At 69.5% G+C, this 11,939-nt stretch carries 10 protein-coding genes; 4 read left to right on the plus strand and 6 right to left on the minus strand.

Features of this window, described 5'->3' with window-relative positions; translation table 11 throughout:
* Positions 1-38 precede the first annotated feature (38 nt).
* The 6 genes from P3W75_RS10670 to recQ all read right to left on the minus strand — a co-directional run bounded on the left by P3W75_RS10670 (position 39) and on the right by recQ (position 7,733).
* Positions 39-2,120, minus strand: a complete 2,082-nt coding sequence (locus P3W75_RS10670; protein ID WP_276227350.1) for a FimV/HubP family polar landmark protein — start codon at positions 2,118-2,120, stop codon at positions 39-41.
* A 282-nt stretch (positions 2,121-2,402) separates the two neighbouring features.
* Entirely contained in the window at positions 2,403-2,837 is a 435-nt protein-coding gene (gene slyA / locus P3W75_RS10675) for a transcriptional regulator SlyA (RefSeq protein ID WP_276227351.1), read from the minus strand.
* A 92-nt stretch (positions 2,838-2,929) separates the two neighbouring features.
* A complete protein-coding gene (locus tag P3W75_RS10680; RefSeq protein WP_276227352.1) occupies positions 2,930-3,946 on the minus strand; it encodes a DUF2804 domain-containing protein in 1,017 nt (338 codons plus the stop codon).
* Positions 3,947-4,040: 94 nt separating this feature from the next.
* Positions 4,041-5,198: a GGDEF domain-containing protein gene (locus P3W75_RS10685; RefSeq protein ID WP_276227353.1), complete on the minus strand. Its 1,158-nt coding sequence runs from the start codon at positions 5,196-5,198 to the stop codon at positions 4,041-4,043.
* 83 nt (positions 5,199-5,281) lie between these two features.
* Positions 5,282-5,506, minus strand: a complete 225-nt coding sequence (locus P3W75_RS10690; RefSeq protein ID WP_276227354.1) for a hypothetical protein — start codon at positions 5,504-5,506, stop codon at positions 5,282-5,284.
* A gap of 82 nt (positions 5,507-5,588) precedes the next feature.
* On the minus strand, positions 5,589-7,733 hold the full coding sequence (gene recQ, locus P3W75_RS10695) for a DNA helicase RecQ (RefSeq protein ID WP_276227355.1): 2,145 nt from the start codon (positions 7,731-7,733) through the stop codon (positions 5,589-5,591).
* A 197-nt stretch (positions 7,734-7,930) separates the two neighbouring features.
* On the opposite strand from recQ, the gene P3W75_RS10700 reads away from it, so the two are divergent.
* The 4 genes from P3W75_RS10700 to lapD all read left to right on the plus strand — a co-directional run bounded on the left by P3W75_RS10700 (position 7,931) and on the right by lapD (position 11,659).
* Entirely contained in the window at positions 7,931-8,518 is a 588-nt protein-coding gene (locus P3W75_RS10700; RefSeq protein WP_276227356.1) for a YecA family protein, read from the plus strand.
* A 9-nt stretch (positions 8,519-8,527) separates the two neighbouring features.
* Positions 8,528-8,929: a YbaN family protein gene (locus P3W75_RS10705; RefSeq protein ID WP_276227357.1), complete on the plus strand. Its 402-nt coding sequence runs from the start codon at positions 8,528-8,530 to the stop codon at positions 8,927-8,929.
* A 63-nt stretch (positions 8,930-8,992) separates the two neighbouring features.
* Positions 8,993-9,694, plus strand: a complete 702-nt coding sequence (gene lapG / locus P3W75_RS10710) for a cysteine protease LapG (protein ID WP_276227358.1) — start codon at positions 8,993-8,995, stop codon at positions 9,692-9,694.
* Positions 9,695-9,703: 9 nt separating this feature from the next.
* Positions 9,704-11,659, plus strand: a complete 1,956-nt coding sequence (lapD, locus tag P3W75_RS10715; protein WP_276227359.1) for a cyclic di-GMP receptor LapD — start codon at positions 9,704-9,706, stop codon at positions 11,657-11,659.
* The last annotated feature ends 280 nt before the right edge of the window (positions 11,660-11,939 follow it).

Here is an 11,939-nt window from a genome sequence, read left to right on the forward strand (position 1 = left end):
CCGGCATCAGGCCGGGCCAGGGGACATCAGGAATCCTTTCAGGCGATCCGCGCCAGCAGCTCGCGGGCTTCTTCGCGTTCGCGCGAGTCGCCGACCTGCAGCACGCGCTTGAGGATGGCGTAAGCCTGGTCGAGGTCGCCGCGGTCGATGCAGGCGCGGGCCTGGTCGAGGCTGACCAGCAGTTCGTCCTTCTCGCTGGCGCTTTCGCGGGTCGGCAGGCCGAAGGCACCGGCGTGCTCGCCGTCGAGGTCGAACTCGGTCACTTCCGGCAGCTCGCGCAGGTTGCTGCGGAAATCGCGCAGCAACTCCTCGGATTCGTCCGGGGCGGCCTTGGCGGCGCCCTTGGGTGCCTCGAACGGGTCCAGGCTGCTCCAGTCGAGGTCCAGGGACAGGTCGCCGAGGTTCAGCTCGCCCTCTTCACCCTGGGCCTGCGCCGCCGGGGTTTCGGTGGCGTCGCCAAGCTCCAGGCCATCCCACTCGCCGAGGCTGTCGCTGATGGCTTCGTCAGCCGAGGACTCCAGCATGGCCGGATAGCGGGCCTTCAACTGGTCGATCTGCTTCTGGTCGGCCCCCATGCCCTGCAGCGCTTTCTCCTGTTCGTGGAACGCGGCCTGGTCGCCCAGCTCGGCCAGCACCAGCAGCAGCTTCATGCGCAGTTCCCGGCGCTGCGGCTCGGCGGCGATGGATTTGACCAGCATGTCGCGGGCCTGGCCGAAACGGCCATAGGCGATGTAGATGTTGGCGCCTTCCAGGCTGTCGCTGCTGGCCGCCGGCAGGCGCGCCAGGGACGCCTCGTTGGCGCTGGGCTGCGGCGCCGGGGTGGCGACCACTTGCGGCTTGAGCACCGGCGCCGGGCGTACCGGCGGCGCTTGCGGCGGCAGGCTGGCGGCCTGCGGCTGGACCCGTGGCGGCTCTTCGGCCTTGGGTTTGCGGCGGCTGTAGACCAGGCCGAGGAGCAGCAGCGCGGCGACCGCGGCGGCGGCCCAGGGCCACAGGCGGGTGGGCGATGCGTCCGCTTCGTCGACGCTGGCGACGCTCGGCGCGGCGACCGGCGCCGGAACGGCGGGTTGGCTGGCTTGCGCGGCAGGCGCGGCCGAGGCAACGGGCGCGGCGGGCACGACGGCCGCCGGCGCTTGCGCCGCCTGGCGCTGGGCCAGTTGCTCCTGCAGGCTCTGCACCTGCTGGTCGCGGCTTTCCAGGGCCTGCTGCAGGGTCTGCAATTGCGTCTGCAGGTTGTCCATGCGCTGGTTGAGGCGTTCGCGCTCGGCGGTCAGGTCGGCCAGCTGGTTCTCCGCCAGGGCGACCGTGGCTTCACTCACCGCCGGGGTGGCGGCCGGGCTCGCGCCATTGGCGGGCGTCGGCGCGGTGCTCGGCGCGGCGGCGACATTGCCGGCGGGCGCGGCTTGGCCGGCGGGCAGTACCAGGGTCTGGCCGATGCGCAGGCGATGCGGGTTGCCGGCGACGAAGGCCTGCGGGTTGAGCTGCTGCAGCTGGCCCATGAGTTCGTGGCGGGCGGAACCCTTGGCGCCAAGACGACCGGCGATGCTCCACAGGGTGTCACCGCTGGCCGTGGTGTAGCGCCCCTCGCCGGCGGCGATCGGCACCGCCGGGGGCTGCGCCGGACGCGGCGCCGCGGCGCGCTTGGCCGGCCGCGGGGTGGCGGCCTGGCTGTCGGCGAAGGAGCTGGAAGCGGAACTGCGCTGGGCGTAGCTGCCGGACGAGTAGCCCGGCGGGTCGATCAGCACGGTGTACTCGCGCTGCAGGCGGCCGTTGGGACGCTCCAGCTCGAGGAGGAAATTCAGGTAGGGCTCGTGGATCGGCTGGGTCGATACCACCCGGATGTAGCCGCGACCGTTGCGCACCACCGGGGTGAAGCGCAGGTTCTGCAGGAACATCGAGCGGTCGATGCCCATGCGCTCGAAGGTGGCCAGGTCGGCCAGGTGGGCGACCAGTTCGTCGCTGCTCAGGTCGCCGACCTGCAGCAGTTCGATCTCGGCGTCCAGCGGCTGGTTCAGCGCCGAGTGCAGGGTGATTTCGCCAAGGCCCAGCGCGTGCGCCTGGGAGGTCATCAGTGCCGAGAAAACGGCCATTGCCAGCGGCAATCGAGTGAGTCTAGCCATGGTCCCATCCCAGTTGTGTCCAGGTCTGCAGGCCATCCATGACCACGCGTACGCCGTCGGAAACGCTGTCCATGCAGGATAGACGCCCATCCGGGGCGTTAGCCAGCGGGTCGCACGATGGCGGCCCGTTGCTATCACGATTTAGGTGCTGCCGAGCGCCCGGTCAAGACGATTCGTCGGAAAGCCGGCGAAAGGTTGGGTGTCAGCGCTTGAACGGCTGACGGCCCCCGCAGGAGCCGTCAGAAGTTTGGCAAGTCTACTCGAAAAAGTGTGAGGAATCGCTCAGTTCTTTTCCAGGTTTGCCAGGATGCGGGAGAGGATTTTCTGACAGTTGGCGATGTCCGCCTCGTCGATGCCGGCCAGTACGTCGTTGCGCACGCTGGCGGCGATGTTCTCGATGTCGGCGATCAGCACATCGGCCTTGGGCGTCAGGCAGATGCGCTTGGCGCGGCGGTCCTCGGCCACCGCCTGGCGACGCACCAGGCCCTGGGCCTCGAGGCCGTCGAGCAGGCGCGCCAGGGTCGGGCCTTCGACGCCGACCGATTGCGCCAGTTCGCGCTGGGTGGGAATGCCGGAGTTGCGCGCCAGGTGCAACAGCACCAGCCAACGGGCCTGGGAAAGTCCCAGGTGGCTGAGGCGACGGTCGAGTTCGGCGCGCCATGCACGCGAGGCCTGGGCCAGTTGGGTGCCGAAGTAGTGCTTATCTTTATCAGTCATTGTGCAGCGGTTTTCGGGCTAATTGATTTGGCTAATTATTAGCCAGCTAATCAAGGCCGTACAATGACATTTTGTCGCAGGGGGTAACCGGCTCACCATTTGGCGTACTGGTCCTCGACGAAGCCCCACAGGTCCTCCACCGCCACCGGCGCGCGCCCGTGCGGCCGCAGCTCGCCGCGGAAGCGTCCGAAGATCTGCTTGAAGTTGCTCGCCAGCACGCCCAGGTTCAGGCGCTCGCGATGCAGGCCGTGGGCTTCGAAGCGCAGCTCGACCTGGCCGTCGTGGGAATGGATGCGCCAGGGCCCCATTTCCTGGTCGCGGTCGAATTCGAAGCGCACGCTGTCTACCTTGCACAGCTCGCCGTCGAGCCAGAAGCAGTTCTCGGTGAAGCTGGTCTCGTTGACCCCGCACGACAGGTTCAGCCCGAGCCGCCGGCCCTGCGCCTCGCCGGACAGGCAGGCCCAGTTCCAGAAGGTCTCGCGGCGCATGTAGCCGGCCGACCAGTCATGGTGGGCGAAGGCATCGAGCTGGCGCAGGTCGAAGTCGCCCAGCGCGCTGCGCACCTGGCCTTCGCAGCGCACCCCGGCGACCTTGCGCGCGTACACCCAGCCATTGACCGCCGTGGGCGTGCACAGGCTCATCGGCTGGAAAGCCGGTGCCTGTTCGTTGAAGGAGGCGTCGATCCGCGTGCCGTCGTCCAGCTCCACCAGCAGGCGCTTGCGCAGCGGCCCGGCGGCGTTCTCCAGGCGCAGCAGGTTGCGCCCCTGGCGCAGTTCGCAGGCGCCGTCGTCGGGTCGCTGCGAGAAGCGCGTGCCCAGGCCCAGCGGGCACTTGAACTGGCGTTCGAGCATGCGCCCGCTACGCGGGTGGTAGAGGTAGACGAAGCCGATCGCCACCAGGCTCAGCTCGGCCAGGGCGCAACCGCCGATCAGCTCCGGGCTGATCAGGCCGAAATACTGGAACTGGTGGAAATTCCGCCATTTGCTCAGGGCGCCGAGCTTGCGCCCCATCGGCGAGCGGTAGTCGAAGTCGCGGAAGTTGATGTCCTGCGGGGTGTCGGCGAACAGCCCGTAGTGGGGCTGGCCGTTGGCCTGGATCAGTCGCTGCATGCGGGCGCGCTCGGCTGCGGGGTCGGCGGCATCCTAGCACCGGCGTGCCAGCGCGCGCAGTCACCGGCGGCGCCAGGGCGAGGGACCGAATCGGTCAGGCCACCACCTGGTTGCGGCCGAACGCCTTGGCCTCGTACAGCGCGCGGTCCGCGTGGGCGTATATCGCCGGCAGCGCCGCCGGCATGCTCGGGTGCAGGCAGGACACGCCGATCGACAGGGTCACCTCCGCCGCCGTGCTGGAGCCTTCGTGGCTGATGCCCAGGGCCTGCACCGCCCGGCACAGGACTTCGGCGCGCTGGCGGGCCTCATCCAGGTCGGCGCCATAGAGCAGCACGGCGAACTCCTCGCCGCCCAGGCGCACGGCCATGTCCAGCGGGCGCCGGGCGCTGGCCATCAGCGCCGTGCCGATGCGCCGCAGCACCTCGTCGCCGGCCTGGTGGCCATAGCGGTCGTTGTAGGCCTTGAAGTGATCGACGTCGCAGAGCAGCAGCGCCAGCGGCGTGCCGTCGCGCTGCGCCTGGCGCCACAGGCGCTCCAGCTGGCGGTCGAAGCTGCGCCGGTTGTGCAGCCCGGTCAGCGCGTCGTGCTCGGCCATCACCCGCATCAGCCGGCTGACCAGGAAATGCTCGCGGGACTTGTACTCCAGCAGGTAGCAGCCAACCGCCCCGACCAGGTTGCCCAGCAACAGGAACACCAGGTTGTTCAGCAGCTTGGCTGGCGCCAGCCCGGCGTAGAGTTCGCAGCCCAGGTAGGCGAGGAGGATCAGCGAGGCCGAGGCCAGCGCCTCGGAGAAGCGCAGGCCGACCAGGAAGTAGGCGGCCATGCTGACCAGCAGCAGGCCCTCGTAGGGGTAGCCGAAGTCGACCTGGTGGGCGATGCCCACTACCACCGCGGCGCCGATGCCCACGGCGAGGATGCAGGCGATGCTCAGCGGCACCATCAGGCGCCCGTAGCGGCGCTGCAGGATGAGCCCGCCGCAGAGGGCCAGCAGCACCAGCACCACGCCGCGCACGGCGAGCATCGCCCAGTGCTGCGGGGCGGGGATCAGCAGCAGGTCGATGGCCGCCAGCGCCAGCCAGGCCAGCACGGCGAAGCCGAGGGCGCTGCACTTGAGGGCGAAGTTGTCTTCCAGCAGGTAGCCGCGGTACTCGTCTTCCAGCGGCGCGGCGAAGCGCAGGCCGCGAAAGCCGGTGGCGAGTTGTTCGGCATAGGGGTTGGCGCGGACGTCGTCCAGCCAGCTGTGTTGTGGCACGTTCCACCTCTTCTGTCGGAGGTCTGCGCCACACCTTAGCCGTTCGCGATCCGCGTCACAAGTTTGTCGTTTTAGCGCGTCACTTACTTGTCAGCCAGCAATTGGCCACTAGCCGTGCCGCGCCACTGCCAGCGCGCTCCGCGCGGCCTCGAGTCCAGGGTCAGCAAGTACAGCAGGGCCTCGCAGAGACCGACGAACGCCAGGCCACCGAGCAACGAGTTCAGGCCTTCCAGATATTCCAGCGAGCCCAGGACGATCAGCCCGAGCAGGCCGGCGAGCACCAGCAGAACAGCGAACAGACGCAACATGATGGTTCCTCCCTTTGCGTCCGTTCACTGTGCGCGGCGCAGCGCGCGGCGTGAATGGGGGATTTCCGAAAGCCGCCGCGACTCAGGCTTCCAGCTCGGCCTGCAGCGCCGCGCGCACGCAGTGCAGCACGCCTTGCGGCACGCGCCCTTCGAAGCGCTCGGCGAGGGCCGCCACCGGCGGCAGGTCGCCGTCCTCCTCGAGGAAGGCGTCCTGCACTTCGCCGAGCAGGTCGTCGGGCAGGTCGAGCGCCTGTTCCAGGGTCAGCTGTTGCGCGGTGATGGCCTCGGCCAGCAGGTTGTAGACGTTCTTCTCGGTGCAATCGAGCTGGCGGGCGATCTGCGCCGGGGTCATGCCGGCGCGGGCCAGGCTGACCAGTTCGTGGCTGAGGTCGACCACCGGCGCCGGCGCGGCGGGCGCCGCCTCGGATTCGGTGAGCACGTCGAGGAAGGCCTGGCCGTAGCGCTCCAGCTTGCGCGCGCCGACGCCGCTGACCTGGGCCATGGCGCTGAGCGTGGTCGGCTGGCTGCGCAGCATTTCCAGCAGGGTCGCGTCGGGGAAGATGACGTAGGGCGGCACCGAATGCTCCTGCGCCAGCTTGCGCCGCAGGGTGCGCAGGGCTTCCCACATCTCGCGCTCTTCCTGGCGCACCAGCTGGCTGGCCGAGCTGGCGCCGCCGGAGGACGAGGACTTGCTGCGCTGCGGCTTGGGATCGCGGCGCAGGGCCAGCGTCTCCTCGCCACGCAGCAGCGGGCGGCAGGCTTCGGTCAGGCGCAGGCCGTTGAAGCCGTCGACGTCCACATCGGCGAAGCCACGGGCGACCAGCTGGCGGAACAGCGTGCGCCATTCCTCCTCGCCGCGCGCCTTGCCGATGCCGAACACCGCCAGGTGCTGGTGCCCGACGCTGCGTACCTTCTCGGTCTCCTTGCCGAGGAGGATGTCCACCAGATGGCCGACGCCGTAGCGCTGGCCGCTGCGGTAGATCGCCGACAGGGCCTGGCGCGCGGGCTCGGTGGCGTCCCAGGTTTCCACCCCGTCGACGCAGATGTCGCAATGCCCGCAAGGGTTGGGCATCACCTCGTCGAAGTAGGCCAGCAGCGCCTGGCGCCGGCAGCGGGTCTCCTCGCACAGCGCCAACATGGCTTCGAGCTTGTGCCGCTCGACGCGCTTGTGGCGCTCGTCGCCCTCGGAGTTCTGCATCATCTGCCGCAGCAGCAGCACGTCCTGCAGGCCGTAGGCCATCCAGGCGTCCGCCGGCAGGCCGTCACGGCCGGCGCGGCCGGTTTCCTGGTAGTAGGCCTCCAGGCTCTTGGGCAGGTCGAGGTGGGCGACGAAACGCACGTTGGGCTTGTCGATGCCCATGCCGAAGGCGATGGTCGCCACCATGATCAGCCCTTCCTCGTTGAGGAAGCGCTTCTGGTGGAAGGCGCGCAGTTCGTTGGACAACCCGGCGTGGTAAGGCAGCGCCGGGAAGCCCTGGCTGGAGAGGAACTCGGCGACTTCCTCGACCTTCTTGCGCGACAGGCAGTAGACGATACCGGCGTCGCCGCGGCGCTCGGCGAGGAAGCCCAGCAGCTGCTTGCGTGGCTGCTCCTTGGGCACGATGCGGTAGAAGATGTTCGGCCGGTCGAAGCTGGAGAGGAACTGCTCGGCGTTCTGCAGGTGCAGGCGCTGGATCATTTCCTCGCGGGTGCGCATGTCCGCCGTGGCGGTCAGGGCGATGCGCGGCACCTGCGGGAACAGTTCGGCGAGCTGGCCCAGCTGCAGGTATTCGGGACGGAAGTCGTGACCCCACTGCGACACGCAGTGCGCCTCGTCGATGGCGAACAGGCTGACGTTCAGGCGCTGCAGGAAGTCCAGCATGCGCGGCTGCACCAGGCGTTCCGGGGCCAGGTAGAGCAGCTTGATCTCGCCGCGCTGCAGGCGCGCGGCGATGTCCCGTTGCGCCTCGGGGCTCAGCGCGGAGTTCAGCGCGGCGACCGGCACGCCCAGCTCGTCGAGGGTGGCGACCTGGTCCTCCATCAGCGCGATCAGCGGCGACACCACCACGGTCAGGCCATCGCGCAGCAGCGCCGGCACCTGGAAGCACAGCGACTTGCCGCCGCCGGTGGGCATCAGCACCAGGGCGTCGCCGCCGCCGGCCACGCGCTCGATGATGCGCGCCTGGTTGCCACGGAAGGCGTCGTAGCCGAATACGTCTTTGAGGATGCGCTGTGCCTGGTCGAGCATGGGGGACTCCGTTTCGAGCCGGGCATTATACGCAAGCTGCCCGCCGGGGGTCGGTCAGCCGTCGCGCCGGGGTCGCAAAAGTCCGTAGGAAGGCGTTCGCGCCCCGGTCCCGACGGGGCGATAGCGGCCGCGCGGCTGGCCCGCAGCCCGCGGAACGACTACAATCCAGACCCGCATCCCCGCCGAGGTAGTAACTGATGTCCTTCGCCGAACAACTGGCCCGCCTGCAAGCCTTTCTCGATGCCGATGACCTGCACGAGGAAGCCTTGGACTATGTCGCGGCCCACGGCTACCTGACCGCCCTGGCGATCTGCCCGGACCAGGTGCCCGAGCGCGAATGGATCGACGCGCTCTTCTCCGAGCCGCCGCACTACCGCAGCGAGGCGGAGCGCGAGGAGATCGAAGGCTCCCTGCTGCAGCTCAAGGCGCACATCACCCGCCAGCTGGCCAGCGACGAAGAGCTGGAGCTGCCGTGCGAACCCTACCTGGGCGCCGAGCCGGACGACTCCGACATCCGCGGCTGGTGCATCGGCTTCATGGAAGGCGTGTTCCTGCGCGAGGCCGTGTGGTTCGAGCAGGCCGAGGAAGAAGTCAGCGAGCTGCTGCTGCCGATCATGGTCGGCTCCGGGCTGTTCGACGAGCAGCCGGAATTCGACGAGATCGCCCGTGACCGCCACCTGGTGGACGACATGGTCGCGCAGATCCCCGAGCTGCTGACCAACCTGTTCCTGCTCTGCCAGGCCCCGGAAGAAAAGCCGGCGCTGCTGAAACCCCGCCAGCACTGATCCCTCCCCGTGGCGCCGCGGGAAGTCCGCCGTAGCCGTCACGCCGGAGTGCGCTACCTGTTGCTGGCCGTCGGCTGGCTCAGCGTGGCGCTCGGCGTGGCGGGGATCTTCCTGCCGCTGCTGCCGACCACGCCCTTCCTGCTGCTCGCCGCGGCCTGCTTCATGCGCAGCTCGCAGCGCTTCTACGACTGGCTGGTGCTGCACCCCCGGCTCGGCCCGTGGATCAGCGACTACCTGGAAGGCAACGGCATCCCGCTCAAGGGCAAGCTCTACACCGTCGGCCTGATGTGGGCGAGCATCGCCCTCTCCTGCTACCTGGTCCCGCACCTGTGGGCGCGCCTGTTCATGCTCAGCAGCGCGGTGCTGGTGAGCCTGTACATCCTGCTGAAGGTGAAGACCCGCCGCCTCTGACGCCGGCATCGACAGCCGGCGAACAGCGCCTAGACTTGCCACATTCCCCCTGGAGCCCTGGCGATGCAGCCATTCCGAGGAGCCCGTCGGCTGTTCGTCTGTCTGCCCCACCTCCGGGCCGGCCTGGCATTGCTCATCGCCCTGGCGGTGGCGGTCCAGGCGCAATGGGACTTCGATGCCATCCTGCGCGGCGCCGAACAGCGCTGGGGCGACCTGGGCCCGGCGCGCCAGCGCATCCGCGACTGGGGCGAGCTGCTGCAAAGCGCCCGGGGCCTGGACGAAGCCGGCAAGCTCAAGGCCGCCAACGACTTCTTCAACGCCAGCCTGGCGTTCCGCGACGACCGCAGCGTGTGGGGCCAGGAAGACTACTGGGCGACGCCCATCGAGGCGCTGTACAAGGGCGCCGGCGATTGCGAGGACTACGCCATCGCCAAGTACGTCACCCTGCGCCAGCTCGGCGTCCCCAGCGACAAGCTGCGCATCACCTACGTCAAGGCCCTGCGCCTGAACCAGGCGCACATGGTCCTCACCTGGTACGCCAACCCCAACGCCGAACCGCTGGTGCTGGACAACCTGATCCCGCAGATCCGCCCCGCTTCGCAGCGCTCGGACCTGCTCCCGGTCTACGCCTTCAACGCCGAGGGGGTCTGGTTGCCCGGCCCCGGCGGCGGCAAACGCAGCGGCAGCAGCAAGCAGCTGTCGCGCTGGCAGGACCTGTTGACCAAGATGCGCGGCGAGGGGCTGATCCTCGACGAGACGCGCTAGGAGGCATGCATGTCGCTACTCAAGCAACTCTTCCTGGCCATCTGCCTGTTCCTGGTGGTGGCCTTCGCCGGTAGCTTCGCCACCAGCCTGGAGAGTTCCCGCGAGCAGCTGATCAGCCAGTTGCGCTCCCACGCCCAGGACGCCGCCACGGCGCTGGGGCTGTCGCTGACGCCGCATGTCGACGACCCGGCGATGATCGAGCTGATGGTCAGTTCGATCTTCGACAGCGGCTACTTCGCCAGCATCCGCGTGGTGCGCATCGCCGACAACCAGGTGCTGGTGGAGCGCACGGCCGCCCCCGGCAACGGCGCGGTGCCGGGCTGGTTCGCGCGCCTGGTCAACCTCAAGGCCGAGAGCGGCGACGCGCTGATCATGCGCGGCTGGGAGCAGGCGGCGCGGGTCGAGGTGGTCAGCCATCCGCAGTTCGCCCTGGCGCGCCTGTGGGACGGCGCCCTCGGCAGCCTGGCCTGGCTGCTCGGCTGCGGGGTGGTCAGCGCGCTGCTCGGCGGCTGGCTGCTGCGCGCGCAATTGCGCCCGCTGGACCAGATGGTGCAACAGGCCCACGCCATTACCCGCCGCGAGTTCCTCACCCTGCCGCGCGAGCCGCGCACCCCGGAACTGCGCCGGGTGGTGCAGGCGATGAACCAGATGGTCGAGAAACTCAAGGCGCTGTTCGCCGAGGAGGCCTCGCGCAGCGAGAAGCTGCGCGCCGAAGCCTACCAGGACAGCCTTTCGGGGCTGGCCAACCGCCGCCTGTTCGACGCGCGCCTGGAAGCTCAGCTGACCCCCGGCGAGCAGAGCGCCGCCGGCTACCTGCTGCTGCTGCGCCTGCACGACCTCGGCGGCCTCAACCAGCGCCTGGGCGGGCAGCGCACCGACGCGCTGATCCGCGAAGTCGCCGGGCTGCTGCAGGGCGCGCTGGAACAACAGGGCAAGCCCGACTGGCTGGCCGCGCGCAGCCGCGGCGGCGAGTTCACCCTGCTCGCCCCGGGCCTGGACGCGGCCGGCGCCGAACACCTCGCCGAAAGTCTCAGCGGCCAGCTGGAAAGCCTGCACCAGACCGGCGCCAGCGACACCCGCCCGGTCGCCCACCTGGGCCTGGCGGCGTTCCATCCCGGCGAGGCCGCGGCCACCATCCTGGCCCGCGCCGACCAGGCCCTGGCCAGCGCCCAGGGCAACCCGGAGCGGCCCTGGCAGCGCCTGGAGCAGTCCACCGGCCAACCCGCCCAGGACAGCCACAGCTGGCACCAGTGGCTGGACCAGGCCCTGCAGAAGAGCCAGTTGCAGTTGTGGTTCCAGCCGGTGCGCAGCTGCGAGGGCGGCGAGCTGCTGCAACGCAAGGTGCTGGCGCGCCTTCTCGACCCGCAGGGCCAGGCGGTGGCCGCCGGCCAGTTCCTGCCCTGGGTCGAGCGCTTCGGCTGGGCCGCGCGCTTCGACCTGGCCATGCTCGAACACGCCCTCGCCCACCTCGCCCAGCACCCCGAACCGCTGGCGCTGAGCCTGTCAGCGGCCAGCGTGCGCGAACCCCAGGCGCTGCAACGCCTGCTCGAGGCGCTGAAGGCCAGCCCGCAGCAGACCGCCCTGCTGACCCTGGAAGTGGACGAACGCTACTTGCCGCCGCCGGCCGAACTGGAACGCCTCGGCCAGGCCGTGCGCGACACCGGCGCGCACCTGGGCCTGCAGCACTTCGGCGGGCGCTTCAGCCTGATCGGCAACCTCACCCGCCTGGGCCTGGCCTACCTGAAGCTGGACGGCAGCTACATCCGCGCCATCGACCAGGACCAGGACAAGCGACTGTTCATCGAGGCGGTGTTCCGCGCCACCAACAGCATCGACCTGCCGCTGATCGCCGAGATGGTGGAGAGCGAGGGAGAACTGCAGGTGCTGCGCGAGATGGGTATTCGCGGCGCGATGGGCCGGCTGATCGGCGCGCCGACGCCCTGGGGCGAGAACACCCCGCCCTAACGCGCATTATCGGTCGGGGCGCCTCGGGGCAGGCGAACGCCCCGGCACTCCCCGCAGGAGCGGGCCATGCCCGCGAATCGCGCGCATGGCGGGCTCCTACAGGTGAATCGGCTCATCCTTCTGGACGGGGCTGAAAACCCGTAGGGCGCATAACGCCTACGGCGTTATCCGCCGATGCCGTCGGTTCCGGCGTCCGAGCCGACGGCGGATAACCGCGAACGGTTATCCGCCCTACGGTTCCAGGGCAGCACGATCGTAGGAGCAACTGTCTTGCATACGC

It is taken from the genome of Pseudomonas citronellolis, assembly GCF_029335315.1.
GTDB lineage: Bacteria > Pseudomonadota > Gammaproteobacteria > Pseudomonadales > Pseudomonadaceae > Pseudomonas > Pseudomonas citronellolis_A.

Bases quoted from the DNA above. Each gene is read 5' to 3' on its own strand.
- slyA (WP_276227351.1), bottom strand. From the start codon at position 2,837: ATGACTGATAAAGATAAGCACTACTTCGGCACCCAACTGGCCCAGGCC.
- recQ (WP_276227355.1), bottom strand. From the start codon at position 7,733: ATGCTCGACCAGGCACAGCGCATCCTCAAAGACGTATTCGGCTACGAC.
- P3W75_RS10680 (WP_276227352.1), bottom strand. From the start codon at position 3,946: ATGCAGCGACTGATCCAGGCCAACGGCCAGCCCCACTACGGGCTGTTC.
- P3W75_RS10700 (WP_276227356.1), top strand. From the start codon at position 7,931: ATGTCCTTCGCCGAACAACTGGCCCGCCTGCAAGCCTTTCTCGATGCC.
- lapG (WP_276227358.1), top strand. From the start codon at position 8,993: ATGCAGCCATTCCGAGGAGCCCGTCGGCTGTTCGTCTGTCTGCCCCAC.
- P3W75_RS10690 (WP_276227354.1), bottom strand. From the start codon at position 5,506: ATGTTGCGTCTGTTCGCTGTTCTGCTGGTGCTCGCCGGCCTGCTCGGG.
- P3W75_RS10670 (WP_276227350.1), bottom strand. From the start codon at position 2,120: ATGGCTAGACTCACTCGATTGCCGCTGGCAATGGCCGTTTTCTCGGCA.
- lapD (WP_276227359.1), top strand. From the start codon at position 9,704: ATGTCGCTACTCAAGCAACTCTTCCTGGCCATCTGCCTGTTCCTGGTG.